Source organism: Dyadobacter sp. 22481, from assembly GCF_052044875.1.
In the GTDB taxonomy this organism is placed as follows: Bacteria; Bacteroidota; Bacteroidia; order Cytophagales; family Spirosomataceae; genus Dyadobacter; species Dyadobacter endophyticus.
The window spans coordinates 376792-401153 of the sequence record NZ_JBQENV010000003.1; the positions used below are offsets into that span (position 1 = coordinate 376792).

The window sequence follows — 24362 nt, forward strand, 5'->3', positions numbered from 1 at the left end:
TGCAATATGAAAAAAGCAACTTATTCAGGATCATGGGTGCACCGCGTTGCATTCCTTGTGCTGATCGCCTTGTCGGGAGCAGTACAGGCCCAGCAGGGGAGTTCGGGCAACACCTATATTTTTGGAGGGGCCCAAATGACCTTCTTCGGGACGCACGATTTTATAAACGGAGGCAGCGGCGCATTGCCGGGCATTATCGGTACGGTGCGGTCCGACCCCAACGGCGTCCTTAATTTCGCGGAGGCCGCATCGCATACCGGCGCGTCCGACGCCGCCCATGTGGATGGTTATGTAAGGAAATACGGCACTTCCCAGTTTGTTTTCCCCGTAGGTGACAATGGCTTCTACGGCCCATTCGCTGCGGCTGCCGACGCTACCAACGGTGCTTACTATCATTCGGACCCTACTTCGGCCATCACCGATAACCTCGGAGGCGGTAATTATCCGGTACTTCCGGCTGGCGGCCCGTTTCCATCGGCCACATTCGAAGGTACATTGCAAGCCGTCAGTACGATCGAGTACTGGGATATCAACGGAACAAACGCCACGGCGATTACGCTCACCTGGGATGCGGGCAGTAATATTTCCAGTCTCACGAGTGCACAGCCAGACAAGCTGACCATTGCCGGCTGGAATGGCTCACAATGGGTACCGATAGCTTCCAAGGTGGATGTAAATTCGATTTTAGGCGGAACAAGCAGTCTTACGGCGGGTTCTATCACCACCACCAACACCCTTGTGCCCAACACCTATACGGCTTACACATTTGCCTCGCGTGTTACACCGCTGCCTGTTACGCTGGCCGCTTTCGATGCGAAACCGGAGGGGCAGACAGCGCTGCTGACGTGGGTTACCACGGAGGAAACCAACAGCGATCGCTTTGAGATAGAGCGCAGTATCGACGCCAGGGCCTGGACTGTGATTGGTACCGTGAAAGCAATGGGCGAAAGCATTGTACGTAAAGAATACAGCTTTACTGATGCACGACCATCAGGCGGACGGAACTTCTACCGCCTCAAGATGATCGACCGTGCGACGGGCGTGCTTGACGGTACATACGCATACAGCCGCATCAGACTAGTCGAATGGCACAATGCCGGGCAATGGGTATTTCCAAACCCTGCCAGCGGGCCTGTGTACGTCAGCAATCCGACAGGCATTACCCACGTCTTGCTGACCGACCTTTTGGGCCGCCTCCGCCAGGATATAAAAGTGGCTGCCGACGGCGAGCTGGATATCAAAAATGTACCCGGCGGCACCTATTTGCTGAAAGTGTCACGCAAAGACGGTACCGAAGCAACAAGCCGTTTCTTCCTGCGGAAATAGAGAAAACACCGGGAGGCTAACCATGTCCTCCCAGTAGTTTCTTCAAAACCAAAAAAGGTATCAAATGTGATTAAGCTGTCAATTAATTTTTATTGAATCTCGTGTTCTGCACCACGCCGTCGGCCGATTCCACTTCCACCACATACATCCCGGCGCGCAGCGGCCTGATACCTGGCACTGAAATCACTTCGGCCGGATTGGTATAGCTCCTGGAAAGCATGCATTTGCCGTTCATATCCACGAGCCGCACCATCACTTTCCCTTCCAGCGACTCGCCGAGCCTGATATTCAGCTCGTCGGCACCGGGATTTGGATAGATATTAATGCGGGATTTGGTATCGTCCGAGTCCCTGTAATTCACCGGCCTGACCGCCGACCGCTCCGACTTGCCGTCGAAATCGACCTGTTTCAAACGGTAGTAATTGATGGCCCCGGCAACCGGCGCGACGTCGTGGTACGCATAGCTTTGTTCTTTGGAAGAATCGCCCGACCCCGCCACTTTGCCGATCGCCCTGAAAGCCTTGCCGTCGGTGCTGCGCTCGATGACGAACTCCTTGTTGTTGGTCTCATCGGACGTTTTCCATTGCAGCAATGTGCCGGTATTTGATTTTTCGGCCGTGAAACCGATAAGCGTCACGGGCAGCGTCGTATTGCTGAACTCCACAATGGCGGCATCTGCGGCTGGTATGGTGATGGAAAATGTGCCTTGCACATGCGTTGCCGTTTGGCGGGCGTTCTGGGCGCCACTGAAAAGCTCCCGGGTCGAGTAATTGTCGGAACCGCTCATACCGGCTCTTTGCAGATTTATGTTAAAAGTCTTGGCCGTTCCGCCGTAGTTGAAAATAGCGAGGTAGGATTTGTTACCTGCATTTTTAACAAACAACTCATTGGCCTGATTGCCCGTATTTCCCTCGACAGGTGTAAACACAATGCCGCTTGCTGCCAGATTAAGCAGGTCTTCGTTTTGCAGGAGCGTCTGCGCTTTGGCGGTCCATGCGCCGGTAGCCGAGAAATCGTCGCCGGTTACGAGCGTGCCGGTAACAATGCCCGAGGCAAAACGGGCACGGTTTTCACCGTCGGTCTGCGTCCCGAAAACGAGGTGATCGGCGTCGAGGTGATTGTAAATGTGCTTCTGCCACCAGCCGTAGGTCGTGCTGTTCAGGGTGTAGGCGGTTTCGTTAATGTCCTTGTAAGCATCGCACGCGATCCTCCGCATATGCGCATAGCGCCCGGTGGCGAGGTTGGGCGAAATGGCCGCATAAACCAGCATTTTACCATCCAGCTGGTCGGTGAGATACTCCATTCCTTTGCGGTAAGCTTCCATCCCGGTGTGAACGGTGTTGTCGTAGTAGCTGTCGGCTTCCAACGCCGCGTGGCCCAGGAAGTCTATTTTAATCATTTCGAAACCACAGGCAATGAACTTGCCGATCACCATTTGCAGGCGGGCTTTGGTTCCCGGGTGTGTGGGGTCGAGTGCATATGCGCCGTCAAGTTCGACGGGATTCCCATTCACTTTGGTCCAGGCGTCCTGATAGTTATGGGTACTGCCTTCCATTTGTCTGGCAAATTTCCCCCAATCCACAAAAGGTGCCCAGTAAATGCCCGGTTTGAAACCCTTGCTTTTGCAGTAGTTTGCAAATTCTGCGAGTTCGGCGAAGTTGCCGTTCAGGCCGCCACCCGACATATTATCCCAATAAGAATCCAGGTCGATGTAAAGGGTATTATCGCTGTTCCGGAAATCGGGCACGCCGGTGGAGAAGAAATCCGCGACCGACTTTGCTTTGGGCAGATTAATCGAAGACTGAATGGCTCCCCAGCTATTCCAGCCAAAGGGCGTTGCACCCGTCCAGTTGAAAATGTACCGCGGCTCGGCCATTGCATTTGCCTGTCCGTACGTGTCGAAACCTGCACGCCAATCGTCACCATAGCTCACCAGAATGCGAGGGGAGCGGCAGGCTGTTTGCCCAACCGACACCCAGCCGTGGCCGCGTTTGTCGCGGGTAACGCTCTCCTGCGTCCAGCCAGCCACTACCGCCACATAGTTGGTAGCCCCCCTGCCCTCGCCCACGAGGTTAACCCCGGTTTTCCAAACAGCATGCTCCACTGAGCCGATCACAAGGCCCTTCCGGTTGGCATTGTCATAAATCGAGCCCGCTTCCGAGCTGAAAAAATTGGCATAACGGCTTTCCTTGGCATCGTAGCGGACCCAGGCATCGTTATCGAACGGCACAAACAATGCGCGACGGTCCGTATTGGAATGAATATCCACGTAGTTGGAAACGAGCGGGGCCATTTTGTAAGAATTGGAACCATTCCCTGTCAACACCAGCTCGGTAAAGAAATGCTCCTTGCCGGTGTAAGTATAAAACACCTGCTGCATGCCAATCGCCCCGCTTTTGGTCATGGTAATTACATGCTTCGTGCCGCTGCCGAACGCATCGGTAACCGGACTCGAAGAATAAGTGCGGCCCGTAAAATCGGTGCTCTGATGCACCTGATCCGAATAGGCCGTGGCGGTAGCTTCGCCGATGACCTTGTTGTTATCGAAATACACCGAGTAATATCCATTGGCAAGGTCATAATCGATCCGGCTGTTCGTCCCGAATGCAATGCTTTGGATATTAGGTACATTGATCGGCGAGAACGTGATTTTGTCAATATTCGGGCCGTAACTGTTGGGATTATCGAGCCGGATGCTGTTGCTGCCGGCACTCAGCACAATGCGCACGGTAATAGCCGCCGGTGTTGACCACCCACCCGAAGCCGGGCAGGAAATGCTGACCGGCGTTCCGCCATTGGCTGTCGCATTAATAGTTCTCGGGTCGCCGGTGCTGTAAGTGACCGTCAGATTGTAGGTTCCTGCCGCGGCTACGTTCACCGGGATCACCACGGCACCATTGCCGAGGTTACCCACCTGGCTCCCGCCCGAGCAACTTCCGCAGCCCTGGATGTCGGCGCCGTTGGAAAGCACCCCGCTTTCGGCCTCAAAACTCTGGCCGAAGGCATTGGCCTGCACGAGCGTAAGCGCTCCGAGACACAAGCCAACCAGTCTGCGGAATGCCGCGCGTCGGAACGCCGGGCGTCGAAACGCCCGGTACCGCATTGAAAATAATTTCTTCATACCTAATGATTTACAGGTTAATGTTTTTCAGAAACGGAAGTTAGTAGCCCGCATTCTGCTTCAAAGCCCCACCCGACGCCTGGATTTCGCTTTGCGGGATCGGCTGCCAGTAGTTTTTGTCATGGAACTTCCGCCCTTCCAATGCGATGATCTTTACATATTCGATCGAACCGTCGGTCTTCTTCTCAGGCCGTACGCCGTAGGCCGGCACGTTTTCGGTGATATTGGCGATTTTCCAACGGCGGACGTCGAAGAAACGGTGCTCTTCGAATGCCAGCTCCACGCGGCGCTCGTTGCGGATGCGCTCGCGCATGGCCGCCTGTGTGAGGCCGGCGGGCAAGTCGGGCATGCCCACGCGCTTACGGAGCAGGTTAATGGCGCTGTAAACCGAAGCATCCGGACCAGCAGCTTCGTTGCGGGCCTCTGCGTAGTTTAGCAGGATTTCGCCATAACGAATGTATTTCCAGGGCTGAGTGGCCGTCTGGTTAGCATTGCGGATCGGGCTTTGGTCATTAATGAATTTGTTAACATAATAGCCCGTCTTGGTGGTATTCCAGTTTTCGTTACCGTCCTTGCTATCCTGCCCGCCGGGCACAAATGTCTCCACTTTGCGCTCGCGGTAAGCAGCGCCATTATACAAAACGGTCATTGTTAAACGCGGGTCGCGGTTTTTGTAGGGGTCTTTCGGATTATAGCCCGATTTCGGGTCGGTGATTTTCGTACCGTCCATCATTTCATAATCGTCCACCAGATTCTGCAAAGGCGTATTGCCAGCCCAGCCTCCGTAGCCGTTCGGGCCGTTCACGAGTTCGAGGTTGGTATGCTCGTTGGTAGGTGAATAGAGGCGGATGAAAATGTCTTCCGAAGTATTATTGGTGATAAAAAGCTTACGGTAATCATTGTAGAGCGAGAACGCATTCTTGTCCATCACCACTTTCGCAGCGTCTGCTGCTTTCTGCCATTTCGCCGCGTCGTTCTGGTCGTTGTTATATAGCGGGCTGGCTGCGTAAAGCAGCAGCCTAGCTTTCAATGCCAACGCCGCATTCTCGGAACCACGCCCGGGGATAACCGTCGATCCGGCCAGCCCCGCAGCAGCCGCGTCCAGCTCGGCAACGGTATAGGTAAGGCTTTCTTCGATGCTTTTGCGCTGGTAGAGTTCGGTGTAATCCCGGTCTTCCAATGAATACACCTTGTCTCCGATGATCGGAATGCCTCCGAAGTTACGGATCAAGTCATGATAGCGATAGGCGCGGATAAAGCGCAGTTCGGCTTTCAAACGTTTTTTACCCGCTTCGCTCATAGGCACCTTGTCAAGGTTCGCCAGGCCGTAGTTGCATTCGCGGATACTGCGGTAGCCGCGTGTCCAGGTGTTGGAAATCCAACCGGTGCGGTCGGGAGCGGCATTGCCCTGCTGCACGAAATAGGTATCGTTATCAAAATTACAGATCGACTCGTCGGTGACGGAGCTCATCCAGGCATCCTCAAACCCACGCCCGAAACCCGGCTTGTCGCCTTCGGTCGAAAGCTGCACGCCTACGTAACGGCCTACTACATACGCATCCGCGAGCGCAGAGTCGGCGAAGATAGCCTGGTCGGAAATAATGTCGGTCGGTTTGGTATCCAGGAACGCGTCGTCGCAGGCGGTAAGGCACGCAGTGACGCCGGTCAGCAAGCTAAGTATCAGTTTATTCAATCTCATGTCTTTGTCAGTTTAGAATGTCACGTTCACGCCCACGTTGTAGATTTTCTGCTGCGGATAGAAGAATGCATTGCCATTGTCCCCTTCCGGATCGAAATCCTTCACCTTCGTGAATGTGAGCAGGTTAAATCCGTTGGTGTAGATCCGCAAACCACCCAGCCCGATCCTCGAAATGATTTTCTGCGGCACATTGTAAGCCAGTTCCACGTTTTTCAGGCGCAGGAAAGCGGTATTCTGAAACCAGAAAGTGTTTTTATAACTCCCATTCACACCCGTGCCCGTGCGCGAGTCTATGCGTGGCGAGTTGCCGTTCGTGTTGGTAGGGCTCCAAGCATCTTGGGCACGCGATTGCATCACGCTGCTGAATTCGCCCGCTTCCACCACCACATATTGCGCCACACGCGCCTGGCCTTGGAGGAGTACATTCAACGTAAGGTTTTTCCAGCCACCGCCCAAATTCACGCCATAGGTGATCTGCGGCACATTGCTGAACTGCGAACGGATGCGGTCGGCTGCGTCGATCTTGCCGTCTCCATTGTAATCTTCGTATTTGAGGTCGCCCATGCCCGCCCCCGAAACGTGCGGGTAGGCGTCGAGTTCCTGCTGAGTTTTGAACACGCCGATGGCACGATACATGAGGTCGGCATTGGGATTACCGAGGTCCGAGCCAAGCGGCATGCCGGTGGCGCGTTGGTAATCGAGCGTGTTGGGGGCTTCGTCGATGAAAATCACCTCGCTTTTGGCAAATGCAAAGTTACCGCCAATCGTGTAGTTGAAATTGTTTTTGCTACCCGTATACTGGATCTGCGTTTCCAGACCGCGGTTATGCACCTCGGCAATGTTCTCTTTCGGAATTTGCGCACTGCTGATACCCGTCAGCGCCGGAATGCTCACATTGCGGCTGGCGAGAATGTTCGTACGGTTTTCGTAAAACAGGTCAAGGTCGAAGGTAAGCTTTTTGAAAAGCGTCGAGTTGAGGCCCACATTATACTTTTTGGCCACCTCCCAGGTGATATTCGGATTGGCAAGCAGTGAATACTGAATGAGCGGCACGTTGTTGGCATTGTTGCCGGTCGAGAATGCGCCGTTGCGTACCTGGAAGTTGTCGCGGAACTGGTTGGGATTCACGCGGTCGTTGCCCAGCTCTCCATACGACGCCCTGATTTTAAGATCATTGACTGCTCCGCCGGTACGGAACCAGGGTTCTTGCGAAACCCGCCAGCCCAATGAAATGCCTGGAAAGAATCCGTAGCGGTTGCCCGGAGGAAACACGGAAGAGCCGTCGTACCGCAACTGAATTTCAGCCAGATACCGGCCCATGTAGTTGTAGTTCACCCGCCCGAACACATTCCGGCGCGATTTCCGGTAGCTGCTTCCGCTGTTGCCGAAATCCACCGGCTGCGCTCCGCCCTGGCTCAGATCAGGCAATTGCGTAGTGATAAAGTTGTTACGCGACGCGCTGAAAAACTCCTGAGTCTCGCGGCTCTGCTCATAGGCGATGAACGACGACAATCCGTGATCGCCGAAGTTTTTGGTATAATTCAACTTGATATTGCCTGTCAGCAACGCCCGGTTGGTCTGGCTTTCGTACATCTGTGCCTGCGCGGGGCCGCCCAGCACGGTGCTGTATTGCTGGGTGGTTTTGTTGTATTGATAAACGATCCAGTTGGTTTTCATCTCCTTGGTGAATGCAAAACTCTGGTCGGCGGAAAAGAAGCCATCCACCGACAAACCATCGATCGGCAACTGATAACTAGCTCTGAGAATGCCGTTCGAAACCGTGGTAGGGCTGTTGTTTGTACCGGCCAGCGTCGCCATCGCGATCGGGTTCTTACCTTGTTCCACGCCAGCGCCCAGCTTGCCATCGGGATACCTGGCAGGTAATGTGGGATAGGTTCTGTACAAAAACTCAAACACATTACTCGCACCGAAACCCGCAATGTAGCTGCGGTTCTCCCGTCGGGTCGCCAGCTGGATACCGAAGCTCAACTTGTCGTTTACATTGACATTCACATTCGAACGGACGCTGTACTGGCGGTATTTGTTCACGCCGTCGCGGTAAAGACCGTCCTGGTACAACGTCCCCGCCGACACGAAGTAGTTGATCTTCTCGGTGCCGCCCGAAACGGAGAGGTTATGCTGGTTCTGTCGTGCCACGGGCTTCATCAGCTCCTTTACCCAGTTGGTATTAGCGTAATTAATCGGATCGGAACCATTGCGAAACTTCTCGATTTCGTCGGTGCTATACCGCTGGTTCATCCCGCCCGACGGGTTGCGGTAATAGTCGATCGTATTCAGGATTCCCGCGTATGTAGGCGCATCCACGAACTTGGGCAGGCGCGTAGGTTGCACAAATCCCTGGTTGAAAGAATAATCGAACCGTGGCTTTCCCGAAACACCTTTTTTGGTAGTAATCAAAATAACCCCGTTCGCAGCCTGCGCACCGTAAATGGCCGCCGAGGCGTCTTTCAGTACAGAAATGCTTTCTATATCGTTCGGATTGAGGCGGTCGAGCCCTCCTATTGCATTGGCGATCCCGTCTATTACGATAAGCGGGTTGCTGTCGCCCGTAGTCGCCCGGCCGCGGATCAATATGCTCGAACCATCCGAACCCGGCTCGCCCGAGCGGTTGTTGGCGATCAGACCCGGCAAACGGCCGGCGAATGAGTTCGAAATGTTCGCTTGCGGGCTGCGGGTGATTTCAGAGCCCTGCACGGTCGCTACCGAACCGGTAATATTCTTTTTAGATTGTGTACCATAACCTACCACCACCACCTCTTCCAGCGACTTCGAATCTACTTTCAAAGTCACATCCACCACCGCCAGCGCGCCCAGGGTAACTTCCTGGGACAGGTAGCCGACGAACGAAAATATCAAAACAGAAGGCCCGGCACTGGATTTATCATCAGGAATGTCGAGTGCGTAGGCACCTTCCTCATTGGTAACCGTACCGCGCTGCGTGCCTTTCAGCACCACGCTCACGCCGGGGAGTTTATCGCCCTTGTCGTCGATGACGGTACCCGTAAGCCGGATGTCCGCAGCGCTCGTCGTGCCGATAGTTTGCGTTTCAACGGGAGCGAGCGGATCCTGCAAAAACGACACTTTGCGACTGCGTTTGAGGATAATCTGGCCGTCGCCGGGCTGGTATTCGATCTGCAAAGGAATGAGGAGCCGGTCGAGCACCGTCGAAAGTTTCTCATTGCTGGCGTTCAGGCTTACTTTGGTACGCACGGGGATAATGCTGCGGCTGTACGCGAAACGCACGCCGGCCAGGTTCTCCAACCGGTCCAGAGCCGTGCCCAGCGAGATATTTTCAGCCTGAATGCTCACGTTCTTAGCGAGCAGGTCCTGCGCATTGATATCCCTCGCATAACCGCCCGCTGCAATCATTCCGATCAGGAAAAGCTGTAAAATGGATAACCGCATAATATGGTATGCCGTCTTGCTTTTTAGGAAAAAATACATAAGTTTGAAATGGTTAATATGAACAATAGGAAGCCTTGCATCACCGGCCAGTGATGTTCCATCAAGGTCTTCGTTCAGGATCAGGGGTGCTTCCATCACTCCTGATTTTCTTTTTGAAGCGGGTATTATTTGGGCTGGTTGAATAGAATCATACGGCGGAAATTAGGTGTCTGTTATGTTGGCTATTGACTGGGTTCTCTGCTATTCCGAAGCGGCACATCCTTCGCCGCGGATCACGATTTCATCATTTTGCATCGCATAGCGCGCATCCACGATCTGCATCGTCATATCGAGTATTTCCGAAAGCCTGTTTTCATCGAACGTCGCTTTCACGCGGCAGTTTTCAAGGTTAGGGTTTTCGAGACGGATCTTGACGTCGAATTTATCTTCAAGCCTTTTCACTACTTCCCCCAGCTTCGCATCGGTGAAAGTAAGGGAAACGGGTTGCCACAACGGTGCTTTTCCGGCCACTTCGGGCACTTCCCCGCTGCGAAGCTCTCCCGAAGCGACTTTGAAGACCGCCTGCTGATGCGGGAGCAGCATTACCTCCCTGCCTTTGTCGGCCGTCACGGAAACTTTACCGGTCACGACGGAAACTTCATATTCTGCCTCTCCTTTGTTGGCGCGCACATTGAAACTCGTACCGAGCACTTTCACCTGCACCGATTCGCCGTGCACGAAGAACGGTCGCGACGGATCGTGGGTTACCTCAAAAAACGCCTCGCCTTCGAGCGAAACCTCTCGGGAATCTTCCTTGAAATCTTCTTTGGCGTAGGTAAGGCGCGTACCGGGGTTCAGCCACGCTTCGCTGCCGTCGGGGAAAATATGCTTGCGTACCTGACGCGTTTTGTTGACAATAGCAACCGTATTCGAGCCGAATTTGAATGCGGATTTATTTTGGGACAAAACATACCAGGTTGCAATGCCGCCGATCAACAGCACGATCGCCGCCGCATAATTCATGAACACCCGAAGGCGTCGAAGCCGCAATGGCAGCACCTGCGCTTCGCCGGGCGACGCCTCGCCGGGCGACTGCCTGCGGATTTCGTCCTGTACCTTACCCAGATGCCGGAGCTGGTCGAACGCGGCCTCGGCACCGGTTTCCTCCGATAGCGACGCGTACCATTCGTCGACCAAAAACACTTCTTCCGGCGTGCATTGCCCGTCGGTATAGCGCTTCAACAACTCGGACGAGATATCCCTTTTATTCATAAAATATGAGTAATGACCTTTTATTTCAGTTCCCTATAAACAGGACGCAAGGCAGGCAGGCATCCCTAGTGCGTTTTGAAGAAATTTTATAACAAATACTATTTGAATCCTTATTACTTTTGAACGAAGTTGAAGAATGCACCCAATGAGTAACGCTTACCGCGATAGTGACGACCTCGAATTATGGCAGCTTGCAAAGGTTTCGGACGATTCGCTGGCCTTTGCCGAGCTACACCGCAGGTATTCGTCCCGGCTTTACGCCCTCGCGGTGAGGAAAACCGGCAACATTGAAGTCTCCGAAGATCTTGTTCAGGATCTTTTTGTGCATTTATGGCTGCAACGTGCGGGCATCGCCATTGAAAAAGCATTCAATCTCTACCTTTTTTCCGCACTTAAAAACCGCATTATTTCCTATTTGCGCAAGCAGATCGCACAGCATACCGTGTCGCTGAACGACATCGACCTGGAAACGCTTTCGTCACAATCGGCCAATCTGGTGCAGGAATGGCTATCGCTGAAAGAAGTGCAGGAAATCTACTCCCGCGAGCTCGCGAACCTTCCCGAGAAGAGCAAGCACGTATTCGAAATGAGCCGTAGCGGCGTTCCCAACAAGGAAATCGCACAAATGCTTGACCTTTCCGAAAAGACCGTCGAGTTTCACATCAGCAAATGCCTGCGCGTGCTGCGGGCCAAATTCGGCTATGTGGTGAATGTGCTGGTGTGGGTGCTAATGTCATCCTGAGCGCAGTACCAACGCTTCGACCGCCCGGCACGCATTTTGCACGTATATAGGCAAACCATCCGCTTGCCATGCCTGAATTCGCCGATTGGAGAAAAATCCTCATGCACGACCATCCCTTTACTTTCCTGCTGGAAGTGGTGGTCAGGACCATCATTATGTTCGTAATCATCCTCGTTGCGCTTCGTGCTTCGGGAAAGCGGGGGATCAAACAACTGTCTGTTTTCGAGCTGGTGCTTATTATCGGCCTGGGCTCGGCGGCGGGCGATCCGATGTTTTATGAAGATGTGGGTATTTTGCCCGCGCTCGTAGTTTTCCTGGTGGTGATTACACTCTACATCATCGTCACAAGGCTTTCGGACCGCTTCGTAAAGGTTGAAAAAATTCTGGAAGGCGAGCCGCTCTACGTGATCCGCGACGGCAAATTGCTTCTGGACGCATTCCGCGACTCGGGGCTCTCGCAAGATGAATTCTTCGCCGCGCTCCGGCTGAGCCATGTGGAGCACCTCGGCCAGGTACGGACCGTGCTCATCGAAACATCCGGCGAATTCAGCATCCTCTTTTACGCCGATGACGAGGTCAGGTACGGCCTGCCCATCTTCCCCGACGAGCTTAAACGCAAGTTCGCCGGCAACAAAAACTGCGATTACATTGCCTGTGCTAAATGCGGCAGCGTGCGCAATGGCAGGGAAATCACCACGCTCCCAACCTGCCCCGAATGCGACACACACGAATGGATAGAGGCCTCGAATGCGAAACGGATTGGGTGAGGTTCGTGACGGCCGACGGTCGACCGTCACGAATCTCACCTGTATTTCGCCAGCACAGCGGCATGCAGCTTATGGCCTAGCCCGGGCGCGTCGGGTACACGGATGAAGCCATTTTCGAACCGCTCGGCGGGCGATAGCAGCTCCGCACGCCACGGGACTTCGCCATAGGCATATTCAAGAATAGAAAAGTTGGGAATTGAGGCGCAGACCTGCACGCTGGCGGCCGTGGAAACCGGGCCGCTGGGATTATGCGGCGCGATAGCGATATTCCCCGCCGTTTCCGCTAATGCCGCAATGAAACGCAGCTCCTGAATGCCTCCGCAATGCTTCACATCAGGCATGATCACATCGAGCGCACGCGTGGCGATCAGTTCCGCAAAGCCCTGGCGGCCAAAAATGGACTCGCCACCTGCCGATGGCTGTTGTGTGGCATCGGTAATGGCGCGCGTTTCGACCGGGAATTTCTGCGGATCGACGGGCTCCTCGAACCAGTATAAATGGGACTTTTCCAAACGTTTGGCCGTAGAAATGGCCAGTTCCTGGTTCAAATGGCTGTGTACGTCGATCAGCAGATCGGTATCCGGGCCAATGGTCTTCCTTACAGCCTCGATGCAGCTTATCGCATAGTCGATATCAGCTGCAATTTGGGTTTCAGTCGCGTTTTTCAAAGGCTTCATATCGTCGAAAGGTGCTAGCTTCACGGCTTTGAAACCGCTTTTCAATGCATTTTCAGCATTAGCCTCGAATGCACTGATCAGCCGGCGGCCATTGGCGTCCCGTTCATTGGTAGCCCGGTTGATATTGGCATACACCTTCAACGCATCGCGCAACTTACCGCCCAGCAACTCGTAAACAGGCACGCCGAGCGCCTTTCCTTTCAAATCCCACAAAGCATGTTCGATAGCACTGAATGCCGTGATGGCAATCTTGCCCCGCTCAAATGCCTTCTGAAAACCACGCTGCCGGTACTGCTCCACCGCGAAGGGCGATTCCCCTTTCACAAGTTGAAACAGACTGTTCAGCTCCGCCCGTAATTGCCCGCCACCATCCTTCACCGCAGCCGAAAACCCATGCGAAGCCTCGCCAAGCCCCGTAATGCCCTTGTTGGTCAGCAGCTCGATAAAATGCCAGTTCCCGCGCTGGTTCACTTTGACTTCATGAACGCGGATGTCCGTAATGAGGAGCTTCGCATCCCGCGCAGGAAAATCCGGCGCAAGCAAAGGCAGCGAAGCCATGTTTTGAAGAAACCGACGACGTAGCATCATGGTATCACCTCCTTTACAGGCCGCTTGTATCGCCCCTTCTCATCCACCGGACGGGCATCGGCGTAGTCGGGATTGACGTAGCCAGTCGCCTTTTCCTGCTTGCTCAGCTCGCCGAGCAGCTGTTTCTTTAACTTTTCGCCGCCTGCCGATTGGTACAGGTTGGTGGTCTCATTCGGATCTTTGGACAAATCGTACAGCTCCGACCAACCCTCTTCGCCCGGGTACTGGATCAGCTTGCCGGTTTCGGTGCGGATAGCCTTGATGGTGGGCGTATTGAAAGGTGTTTCGTAGAAATATTCATACAGAAATGAAGTCCGCCAGTCTTTGGCCTTCTCTTCAATGAGTGGTACCCAGCTCTTGCCCTGGAACGACGCCGGGGCCTGAATACCCGCCAGATCAAGCAAAGTCGGCGCGTTGTCGAGGTTCAGAACGATCTTATCGATCTTCTTGCCTTTGGGAAAACGGGCCGGGTAACGTACCAGCAACGGAATGCGGATCGACTCTTCATAGGCCGCGCGTTTATCGCCGAGGCCGTGCTCGCCGAAGAAAAACCCGTTGTCGCTGGAAAATATCACGACGGTGTTCTCGTCGAGTTTCAGCGAATCGAGCGTGCGCAATACACGGCCGACATTTTCATCCACGCCCTTGATCGCGCCGAAGTAGTTACGGATCTTCTGTTCGTTGTTTTCGGTCCATGACTTACCGGTGCTGGTATTCTGGGCTGCATTCTGTCCGCCGTTGCCGTTTTGACGGCGCGGGGTTTCGATCTGGCCTTTGTATGGCGAATCGAGATTTTCGGTGGCAGGTTTCGTGAGTTTTACATTCGCGAAAGTGTCCTTATGCCGTATCGGCGGCTGGAATGGGCCGTGTCCCGATTTAAATGCGAGCGTTACGAGGAATGTCTCGCCCTTATGCTGGCGGATGTAGTCAATGGCATTTGTCGTAGAAACATCGTCCACCCAGCCTGTGCTCGGCTCAGGTTTTCCGTTGATTTCGATCGGGCAATCAAAATACTGGCCCTGGCCTACGAAACTGGCCGAATATTCGAACCCAGGGCGCTTGCCGGTTTCCTTACCCATATGCCATTTCCCGAAAAAGGCGGTGCGGTAACCAGCCTTGTGCAGTTCCGTAGCATAAGTGACGGTCGTGTCGGTCAATCCTGTATGGTTATTGGCAATGCCATTCAAGTGATTATAGCGCCCGTTGAGCATCGTCGAACGGCTGGGCGAGCACAGGGAATTGATCACAAATGCACTCCTGAACCGCACACCCTCGCTGGCGAGGCGGTCGAGGTTGGGCGTCGTGAACCACGGGAACCGCGCCTTATCGCCCTGCTCTTTCTGGACCACGCTCAGTGCATCAAAACGCTGGTCGTCGGTATAGATGAGGATGATGTTGGGCCGGGCCTGACGTGGCCCGGCCACCGGTTTTTCCTGCTGCGCGACGGCGAAACTGCCTGTCAGGAGCAAGAGGTTGGTAAGAAATGTTTTCATCAGTTCTCAGGAGCAATAGGTAGTGGTAAATAATCTCTGTTTAAAATCATCCATTCCTGCAAGCGGGTTTTCAAATCCTGCTCGACCTTGGCTACTTCCGCTTTGCCCGACAGGTTGTTGGTTTCATCGGGATCGGCCTGTAAATCGTAAACTTCGAACATCTTGCGACGGTCGGCGAAGAGCAGTTTATCGTACTTCTCGTCCAGTTTGCCTTCTGCGTGCTGCTCTTTTAATTCCAGCCAGAAGGGCTGTCCCGCAAAATCGACCGGATGGTACGGAATCTGCCAGATCGCATTGTAGATCAGCTTGTATCTTTTGTTAAAAATCGTCCTGCCCAAATCGAAATTGGAAGAGTTCGTAGGCAATCCCTGTCCATGCGCACCGCGAACGGCAAAGATGTACTCGTGGCCTCCCTGCTGCGGATCGGCGAATGCGGGCGTGAGGCTTTTACCGGTGATTTCTTTCGGAATAGGTACACCTGCAACAGTGAGGAACGTAGGTGCAATATCAATGCCCGAAACAAGCGCATCGCTTACCTGCCCACCCTTGATCAACTTCGGATGGCGGATAATCAGCGGGACATGAATACCGAGGTCGTATAATGTGCCCTTGCCTCGCAGCAATGCACCGCCATTATCGCCGATGAACACAACGAGCGTATTTTCTTCCAGCCCCCGTTTTTTCAAATCCTCCAAAACACGGCCCACGTCGCTATCAAGCCGCTGAATTTCGCCGAGATACGACGCAAAGTCAGCCCGGACGCCTTTCGTATCCGGCCAATGGCCCGGTAATGTGAGGGATTGCGGATCGGGTTCAAAGTTTTTAGCATTGAAAATCCGGTGCGGGTCGCTGTAACCAACCTGCACGAAAAATGGCTTATTCTTCGGTGCCCTGTCGAGGAACTCGGTGTACTGCTGGAAAATGCTGTCACGGTTACCGGTCGCATTCAGGTAGTCGACGCGGTTTTTGAAGGTTTCCAAACCATATTTTTCCAGCACAGCCACCGTTTCGGGTACACGACGGTTGCCGTCGAGGTGGAAGTTCCGACCCAGGATACCGGTGTAATAACCGCCCTTGCGCAGCAGTTCCGGATAGGCCGTCACCGAGGCGTCCAGCGGGGCCGAGAAGCGGGTCATCTGCACATCGAGCGTGTTACGCCCGGTCATGATCGCCGCCCGCGAGAGCACGCATTGCGGCGCGGTCGTGTAAGCGCGCGTAAAGCGTATCCCCTCCTGCGCGAGCCGATCGATATTCGGCGTCTTGATCTGCGGATAGCCATAACTGCTCAGAAACGGCGCGCTATGGTCGTCGGAAACGATGAGGACAATATTGGGGGGCTGGGGCGCTTTCTTCTTCTGAGCGTGGGTAGGCCCGAATATCATGGTAAGTAGCAAAGAGGCAACGATTACTTTTTTGATCATATTTCTATTTATTTATCGAAACTTCTACATAATACGGCCCCGTCACCCCTCCCTGCCCTTCAAACCACGACTCCACGAGGTAATCCCCTTTTTTTAACCACACTTTATTGATCGGGACAACATTGCTATCTCCTTTCGCAACGGCGCTCCGCTGCACATGGCCTACCCGCACGAGGCTTCTTGTGCCTTTGGCGATGGGCGCGGTGTGAATGGAGCGAAGGTTGTAATAACCGTCCTGCGCAATGGTGATATTCCAGTAGCCCGTCGCTTTGTCGGAGAGCCAGGCGCCCATATTGGTCCCATTGGCATCCTGACGCGTGAGGATGGACACCGGTTCGTGAGGTGAGCCTACGATCACGTGTCTGGGTGTCAGATTGGAACTGTTTGAAATATCGGTAAAGACGCTGTCCAATCCTTTTTTCAATTGCCTGGCCAACGCGGGTTGCGACTGCACGAGGTTGTTTTGCTCAAAAGGATCTTTTTCCAGGTCAAACAATCCGAACGTGTCCAGGTCGTCGCCGTCCGCATTAGATGCTAAAAGTTTGTAATTGTTTTGGTAAAAAGCCGCATTGCGGTAGGGTTCCGGCCAACCGCGGTTCCAGGAGTTGTAAAAAGTGCGCGAAGCCGCCGGCTTGCCCTGAATGGTCTTTAACGCAGAGCGGCCGTCCGTTTTAATGCTGGCCGGCAAAGGTATTTTCGCGGCTTCCAGCAAAGTGGGTACCACGTCGATATGTGCCAGTAATGCATTTACATCCTTATTCTGCTCAAAAAGTCCTGCACCCGAAATCAGGAACGGCACCCGCGTACCGCCTTCCCAGGCGCTGCCTTTCAATCCGCGGAAGCCGGTATTGAAGCGCAATTGCTGATTTCCATTGTCAGTCAGGAAGATGACGATCGTGTTTTCTTCAAGACCTAGCTTTTTAAGTTCTGCGAGAATGCGGCCCACATTGTCGTCGATATTGGTCGCCATGCCGTACACTTTGCGGGCTGCTGCCTTGTCGTTGTCGGTCATTTTCGCCCACGCCTTGCCTTCCTGCCGGTCGGTTTCGGTGTCGAATGCCAGGTCCTTGTACATATCCTCATACTTTTTCGGCAATTGGAGCGGGGTATGTGGGGCATTGTAGGAGACGTAGAGAAAGAACGGCGCAGCCTTCTTTTCTTTCAGGAATTCCAAGGCCTGATCGGTGAAAACATCCGTGCAATAGCCCTGCCGCTGTACTTTCCGGTTGTTTTCCGAAAGGGTCGTATTAAAGTAGCTGCTGTCGGTGCGGATGAAGTTCTCGTAGAAATCGCCGGGCTGCCCCACGCCGCCACCGCCGTGAACGAGGCTGTACTGAAAGCCCTGGTCGGATGGGCGGAACGGATAGTTATCGCCCAAATGCCACTTACCGACAATGCCTGTTTGGTAACCGTTTCTGGAAAGAATTTCGGCCAAAGTGGTCTCCCCGGCAGCCATTATAGCCCCGCCATTGTAGGTATCGTGCACGCCCGTGCGCTGGTGATAGCGCCCCGTGAGCAGGCTCGCACGCGTGGGAGCGCATACGGGTGAGTTGTGGTAATTGGTCAATCGCGTAGAGCGCGCCGCCAGCTGATCGATATTCGGCGTTTTTACGTGCGGATTTCCCGTGAAGCCGAAATCGCCATAACCCTGGTCGTCAGTCATAATGAGGAGGATGTTGGGTGCCTGACGGCTAACGGCACGTTTCTGAGCATAGACGGCCGACCATCGACCGCCGATCGCCATTATAACCAAGATTAGGATCGTGAGCCGCTTCATTTCGCTTCCTGCTTTTTGGGATAAACCCTATCAATGGCAGCGCCTTCGTCACCCTGCTCTTTCATCCAGCCTTCGAGCTTCGTCCTGAGCCCGGCAATGCGTTGCGCATATTGCGGGTCGGCGGCCAGGTTTTTTAGCTCAAACGGATCTTTTTCAGTATCATAAAATTCCACGGCAGGCCGGTTTTGAAAGCGATCGGTAATCTTTTTGGCATTCGGGTCGGTGATATCGTCCACCCACGAAAACCACACGGTATTGCGGTCTTTGCGGTTGCGGTCCATCATGAAGCGGTTGTAATACTGCTTGTCTGGTGTGAGGTTTAGGATCAGCTTGTAACGATGGTCGCGGATGCTGCGGATCGGGTACGGATCGCCTTCCGGGATATTGTTATGGATGCCAAATGCATAATTACGCGCCTCTTTGCTTTTACCGGTAATCACCGGCAAAAAGCTCCGGCCGTCGAGACCCGCAACAGGCTTTCCGCCCGCAATGTCGATCAAAGTAGGGGTGATGTCTTCATATTGTACCAATGCCCGGGTTTCCGACGACGGTTTCACTTTTCCCGGCCATTTCACAACCATCGAGCTGCGCTGGCCGGTGTCGTACAGGTTCCATTTTGCCCCGGGGAATTGCGCACCCTGCTCGCCGAGGAAGATCAGGATCGTATTCTTGTCCTGCCCGGTTTGTTTCAGCAATGCATTGATCTCCCCTACCTGATCATCCAGCCGCCGCACTTCGGCGAGGTATTTTACAAATTGCCTGCGTGTAACGGGCGTGTCCACCCAGTTGGCTGGCAATTTCAGTTTCGCGGCATCGAATTCGGTCGTGTCGCCTACCGTCCATGGTGCGTGCGGATTAATGCTCATAACGAACAGGCAATAGGGCTTGTCGCTGGCGGTAATATACTTCTTCACGTCGTCGAGGCGGTAATCGTCGGTGGGCGCCACGCAGTTGGGTTCGAAACCTTCGACAATATCGAACGGAAAAATGCTTTTGGGCTTCGTCACATGATCCTTGCCCGTGAGCCCTACCCGGTAACCAAGGCCTGCCAGGTAATGCCCTACGCTTTTCAGGTTGTCGTACACCGGCTTATGGTTCTGAAACGAGCCGTGCCGCACCGGATACAGCCCCGTGAAAAGCGACGCGCGCGTGGGCACGCACATCGCTTCCGAGGCAATCAGGTTCTGAAATTTCAACCCGTCCTTCGCCAGAGCATCGATATGCGTTGTTTTAAGGTTTTGCCCACCATAGCAGCTCAGTTGCCGGCTATCGAGGTCGTCGGCCATGATGATGACGATGTTTGGTTTTGCGTCGGCCGGCTTTCGACGGCCGACCGCCGCTGTCGACAGCAATATGAAAACGTTGAGAATAATGCAGATTTTAAATGATTCAAGCATATGTTTTGGTGATTGTCCTTGTGATAATACCCTACCACCCCGGATTCTGCTTCCCTTGCAACTTCGGATTGTTATCGATCTCCTGCTGGGGGATCGGGAACAGGTAGTGCTTGGGTTGCGCGTTCGTTTTACCGGCGGCGTGCAAGGATTTAATAAGGTAAGAATCAGGCCCTTCTAATGGTTTATAGCGGATCAGGTCGAACCAGCGCGAGTATTCGAATACAAATTCCAGACGGCGGTCTACGCGCAGCGAATCGCGGAAACGTGCCTGCGACAACCCTGAGGTAAGATCGGCCAGGCCCGCCCGCCGGCGTACTTTGTTGTAGGAAGCATATGCCGCGGCAGTAGGTCCATTCTGCTCGTTTTCGGCCTCGGCGTGGATCAGGAGTACATCCGAGAAACGCAATATGGACACGTTCGCCGCCGATTGCGAAAGGTTACCGGCCTGTGCAGGGTCCCACCATTTGTTGAAATGCGGGTTGGGCTTCGTACCACCTGTTGCAGGATCTTTCACAGTCAGTTTATAGGTCTGCCCATTGGCCGGACTTACAATGGAAGTGATAAAACTTACGTCCCGGCGCTTGTCGTTCGCTGAATAAAGTTCGTAAATGCCGGGCAACGGCTGCTCGGCGAAGTTGCCGTTCAGACCCGGGATGCCCGTGGGCGCTTCCCGCATGGCCTGGTTGTTGCCGTGCGAATCTGCATTGGATTCGAACTGGGCCGAGAAAATATGCTCTATACCGTTTTTATGAGCGGGCAAAAAAGCATGCGCATAGTCAGCGAACAACCCGTAGCCGAACGGCCCGTCGATTACTTCTTTCGATTTCTGGATCGCATTGGGATAATCGTAGCGCGTCAGGTACACCTTCGCCAGTAACGACCGCGCCGCGCCGCCGGTAGCACGCCCGGCATCTCCCGCACTGTATTTCGCACCCGATTTGGCGAATGGCTCATTGGGCAGCCCTTCGGCATCCTTCAAATCCTGGATAATCTGCTGATAAACCTGCTCCACAGGTGTGCGCTCCACGTACAGGTCGGCCGGGCTGAGTGAAGTGGTTTCATGCAAAATCAGCGGCACATCGCCATACAGGCGCACAAGGTTGAAGTAAAACAATGCACGCAAGAACTTCGCTTCCAGCACAAGGCGGCTACGCAACGTTTCGTCCATCGCAATTTGGGGGATTTTGTCAATGGCGATGTTCGCACGGTTGACCGCGTCGTAATGCTGCTGCCAGATCTCGCGCACGCGTTGGCCCGTGGACGAATGCGAGAGCACCGATTGTGAGCGCACATCCGCATTGGTCGCGCCCGGGCCCGGCTGCACATCGTCGCTCATCATGTCCATACCTGTCGAAAAAAGGATGTGGTAGGGCGTTTGCCCACTAGAATTGAGGCGGAAATATATCGCGCTGACGCCGGCGAGGGCATCGGCCTGGGTTTTGAAAAACTGGTCGGAAGAAACGAACGATTTCGGTGATTCTTCCAGGTCCACGCAGCCGCCCAGCAATGCAGATAATGCTGCGGCCAGCAGGCTTTTTTGTATTTGATAACTGAATTTTCTCATGGTTGTTTTCCTAAAATCTTCTGATCAGAATGTGAGCGTCAAACCGCCCAGAAAGGTTTTGCTGGCAGGGTAAACCCCGTTGTCGACGCCTTGTGTGAGCGTGGCCTGCTCGTTGCGACTCACTTCGGGATCGTAGCCCGTGTATTTCGTCCAGGTTACCCAGTTTTGCGCGGTGACGTAAAAGCGCAATTGACTGATCCCTAACTTGCCCGTAATCGAAGCCGGCAGCGAATAACCCAGGCTCAGGTTTTTCAGCCGCAAGTACGACCCGTTTTCAATATAGCGGTCGGAGACGGTCACGGCCGGGTTTTCGATGGCCCGGTGGATCACATTGCTCGGGTTAGTGGGCGTCCAGCGGTCGAGCATGGTGGTGGAGCCATTAATGTAGCCTGTACCGAGTTCGAGGTTGGCCTGATTGGCATTGTATACCTTGTTGCCCGACTGCCCTTGCAGCAGCACATTCAGGTCGAAATTTTTGTAGGAGAAATTATTGGTTAATCCAAAAATAAACCTCGGCTGTGCATTGCCTACTATCACACGGTCGTAAGCCTGGGTGATGGTACCGTCGGGCGTCCCGTTCGCGCCGCTCACATCCACATACCGCTGGCTGCCGGCCTTGTCGTTCGCATTAAACTTAGGCAGGTTCGCGATATCGTCGCCGGACTGGAATATGCCGTTGGTTTTCAATACTAAAAAAGAACCTAGCGGATAGCCCACCTGCGCGATAGACACGCCAGAAATCACCGAGCTCACACCGGGGCCAAGGCTTAGCACTTTGTTACGGTTGGTAGAAAAAACAAAATCTGTCGTCCAGCCAAGTGCGCCTTCGGAATTCACGGTATTGATCGACAGCTCGATCCCCTTGTTCTCCACGCTTCCGTAATTCTGGAATGCATTGGGATAACCGCTTGTGTAAGGCAGCGGCACGTCGAGCAGCAGGTCGGTCGTTTTCTTGTAATAGGCATCCAGCGTTACATTCACGCGGTTTTTGAATAAACCCAAATCGATATCGGCATCATATTGTGCGGTTTGCTCCCAGCCGAGGTTGGGGTTGGCAATGCCGTTCGGCGCATAACCCGCCACGAGTTTCCGGCCGAACAAATAGCTGTAATACGCTTCCTGTGCGAGCGACGTGTAGGGTGCAATCTCCTGGTTGCCCGTCACACCTCCGCTCACACGAAATTTCAGGTTACTGATTTCCTGCACATTACGTATAAAATCCTCCCGACCCAGGTTCCACGAGAATGCAGCCGAAGGAAAGAAGCCCCATTTTTTGTCCTTACCAAGCCTCGAAGAGCCATCCGCCCGGGCGGTGAGCGTGAGGTTGTATTTGCTACGGAAAGTATAGTTCACCCGGCCCAGGTACGAAAGCAACGTCCATTTGAAATAATTGGACGAGGCATTCTGGAAAGTGGTACCGCCGCCGAGGTTGTGGTAGCTGAAATCGTCGCTCACGAAAGTAGCACCGCGGGCTATGGTGTTTTCGGTGGTGGATGCCTGCTGGGTGATGCCCACCACGGCATCGAGGGCGTGGTCTTCGCTGAAAGTTTTATTGTAGCTCAATGTGTTCTCGTTCAGCCAGCCGATGGTGTTCTTATTCCCGACAATGCCCTGGCCGTTAAGCCCGCTGCCTTCCTGCAAGGTAGATGGCAGGTAGCGGTTCTGTTTATTGAGCAGAATGTCGGTACCGAGCGAAACCTTGGCTTTGAGGCCGTCGGCGATCTGGTACTCGCCATAAGCGTTGCCGAAGCCGCGGAAAATGTGGGTTTCGTTCACTTGCAGGAATAGCGTTGCAATAGGGTTGGCCAGCGGGGTGTCGTAAATGCTTCTTAATGTAAAGCCGTTAGCACTGGTAGGGTCATAAACAGGCATGGTCGGCGGCATTTGCAGCAGGTTGGGCACCACGTTTTCCGGTGCTACCTGGGCCGACGACTTGCTGCCCGTAAAATTGAAACCGATCTTAAAACGCTTCGTCATATCGCGGTCGATATTGATCCGGAAAGAGTAGCGCTCGAAGTCTGTATTGTGCAATATCCCATTCTGTTTAAAATAGTTACCCGACAATGCGAAGCGGGTCTTCTCATCCCCTCCCGAAAACGAAAGGCTGTGGTTCTGGATGGACGCCTGGCGGAATGCCTCGTCCTGCCAGTCGGTACCGACGCCCGGCCTCCCCAGGCTATCGATTTCCGTCTGACTGAACGCGGGTGCCTTTTTGGAGTCGGCCATCGCGTCGTTTTTTAGTAGCGCCCATTGCTGCGCATTCAGCAACGAAAGCCTGTTCAATACTTTCTGAACGCCATAGTAGCCGTCGTAGGTGATCACATTCTTGCCCTGCTTCCCTTTTTTGGTGGTAATAATCACCACGCCGTTCGCACCGCGCGAGCCGTAAATGGCTGTGGCGGAAGCGTCTTTGAGAATGTCGATGGATTCGATATCGCTGGGGTTCAGGGTAGATAATGCGTTGATAGTGGGGCCGTTGGTAACGCCCGCATCGGCATAGCTGTTGTTGTTGTAAACCGGGAATCCGTCGATGACATACAGCGGTTCGTTCGCGCCGTTGATGGAGTTGCCGCCGCGGATCTTAATGCTCACTGAGCTTCCCGGCTGCCCCGACGATTGCGTGACCTGCACACCCGCCGCACGCCCCTGCAAGGCGCGGTCGAGCGAACTGATGGGTACACCTTTGAGATCGCCCGTAGAAATGGATGATACAGAGCCGGTTAAATCACCCTTTTTCTGCGTTCCATACCCGATCACAACCACCTGATCGAGCACATTGGCTGTTTTCAGCACCACATCAATGGGCGCGGTCGAGAGTTCATAGACTTCGACGTCCTGTTGCTGGTAGCCGGTAAGGTTAATTTGCAACGTAAAGGGAAACTCTTTGCCAGCCGGGATTTCAAATGTCCCGTCCGGGTCTGTTACGGCATATTTGGAAGTGCCTTTCTGGACGACCGTAGCTCCCGGCAGCGACTGGCCGGTATGGTCTTTCACAAGACCCTTCACGGTTTCTTGTGCGGAGGCCAGCGTGGCGGCCAGCATCAGCATTGTAAACAATAAAATTAGCTTCATGTATGACGATCAGGTGAGTAAGAAATGGGTAACGCTTATAG

Annotated in this window: 14 protein-coding genes; 3 read left to right on the forward strand and 11 right to left on the reverse strand. The window is 53.9% G+C overall.

The features are described from left to right. Positions 1-6 precede the first annotated feature (6 nt). Positions 7-1326, forward strand: coding sequence for a T9SS type A sorting domain-containing protein (locus ACTJJJ_RS20495; protein WP_440702850.1), 1320 nt, complete (start codon positions 7-9; stop codon positions 1324-1326). 82 nt (positions 1327-1408) lie between these two features. On the opposite strand, the gene ACTJJJ_RS20500 is transcribed toward ACTJJJ_RS20495, so the two are convergent. The 4 genes from ACTJJJ_RS20500 to ACTJJJ_RS20515 all read right to left on the reverse strand — a co-directional run bounded on the left by ACTJJJ_RS20500 (position 1409) and on the right by ACTJJJ_RS20515 (position 10823). Next, entirely contained in the window at positions 1409-4447 is a 3039-nt protein-coding gene (locus ACTJJJ_RS20500; protein WP_440702851.1) for a T9SS type A sorting domain-containing protein, read from the reverse strand. Between the two features lie 40 nt (positions 4448-4487). Further along, positions 4488-6146 carry a RagB/SusD family nutrient uptake outer membrane protein gene (locus tag ACTJJJ_RS20505; protein ID WP_440702852.1) on the reverse strand — a complete coding sequence of 553 codons (1659 nt, stop codon included), beginning with the start codon at positions 6144-6146 and terminating at the stop codon, positions 4488-4490. Between the two features lie 12 nt (positions 6147-6158). Next, positions 6159-9707: a TonB-dependent receptor gene (locus ACTJJJ_RS20510; protein ID WP_440702853.1), complete on the reverse strand. Its 3549-nt coding sequence runs from the start codon at positions 9705-9707 to the stop codon at positions 6159-6161. A 105-nt stretch (positions 9708-9812) separates the two neighbouring features. Then, on the reverse strand, positions 9813-10823 hold the full coding sequence (locus ACTJJJ_RS20515) for a FecR family protein (RefSeq protein WP_440702854.1): 1011 nt from the start codon (positions 10821-10823) through the stop codon (positions 9813-9815). Between the two features lie 145 nt (positions 10824-10968). Here ACTJJJ_RS20515 and ACTJJJ_RS20520 point away from each other — a divergent pair, with 145 nt between their 5' ends. Together ACTJJJ_RS20520 and ACTJJJ_RS20525 are read left to right on the forward strand one after the other, a co-directional pair. Beyond that, the gene (locus ACTJJJ_RS20520) at positions 10969-11565 is read left to right on the forward strand and encodes an RNA polymerase sigma-70 factor (RefSeq protein WP_188937660.1); all 597 of its coding nucleotides are present in this window, start codon (positions 10969-10971) and stop codon (positions 11563-11565) included. 68 nt (positions 11566-11633) lie between these two features. Continuing rightward, the gene (locus ACTJJJ_RS20525; RefSeq protein WP_188937658.1) at positions 11634-12332 is read left to right on the forward strand and encodes a DUF421 domain-containing protein; all 699 of its coding nucleotides are present in this window, start codon (positions 11634-11636) and stop codon (positions 12330-12332) included. A 35-nt stretch (positions 12333-12367) separates the two neighbouring features. On the opposite strand, the gene ACTJJJ_RS20530 is transcribed toward ACTJJJ_RS20525, so the two are convergent. From ACTJJJ_RS20530 to ACTJJJ_RS20560, 7 genes are read right to left on the reverse strand one after another with little or no spacing between them, the layout of a single operon-like run. After that, positions 12368-13567: a mandelate racemase/muconate lactonizing enzyme family protein gene (locus ACTJJJ_RS20530; RefSeq protein ID WP_440702855.1), complete on the reverse strand. Its 1200-nt coding sequence runs from the start codon at positions 13565-13567 to the stop codon at positions 12368-12370. Between the two features lie 26 nt (positions 13568-13593). Next, positions 13594-15090 carry a sulfatase family protein gene (locus ACTJJJ_RS20535; protein ID WP_440702856.1) on the reverse strand — a complete coding sequence of 499 codons (1497 nt, stop codon included), beginning with the start codon at positions 15088-15090 and terminating at the stop codon, positions 13594-13596. Next, positions 15090-16511: a sulfatase family protein gene (locus ACTJJJ_RS20540; protein ID WP_440702857.1), complete on the reverse strand. Its 1422-nt coding sequence runs from the start codon at positions 16509-16511 to the stop codon at positions 15090-15092. The genes ACTJJJ_RS20535 and ACTJJJ_RS20540 overlap by 1 nt, the downstream gene beginning before the upstream one ends. Positions 16512-16515: 4 nt before the next feature. Further along, positions 16516-18255 carry an arylsulfatase gene (locus ACTJJJ_RS20545; protein WP_440702858.1) on the reverse strand — a complete coding sequence of 580 codons (1740 nt, stop codon included), beginning with the start codon at positions 18253-18255 and terminating at the stop codon, positions 16516-16518. A 29-nt stretch (positions 18256-18284) separates the two neighbouring features. Then, a complete protein-coding gene (locus ACTJJJ_RS20550) occupies positions 18285-19685 on the reverse strand; it encodes a sulfatase family protein (RefSeq protein WP_229223127.1) in 1401 nt (466 codons plus the stop codon). A gap of 31 nt (positions 19686-19716) precedes the next feature. After that, on the reverse strand, positions 19717-21249 hold the full coding sequence (locus ACTJJJ_RS20555) for a RagB/SusD family nutrient uptake outer membrane protein (RefSeq protein ID WP_440702859.1): 1533 nt from the start codon (positions 21247-21249) through the stop codon (positions 19717-19719). Positions 21250-21273: 24 nt separating this feature from the next. Then, a complete protein-coding gene (locus tag ACTJJJ_RS20560) occupies positions 21274-24321 on the reverse strand; it encodes a SusC/RagA family TonB-linked outer membrane protein (protein ID WP_440702860.1) in 3048 nt (1015 codons plus the stop codon). Positions 24322-24362: the final 41 nt, after the last annotated feature.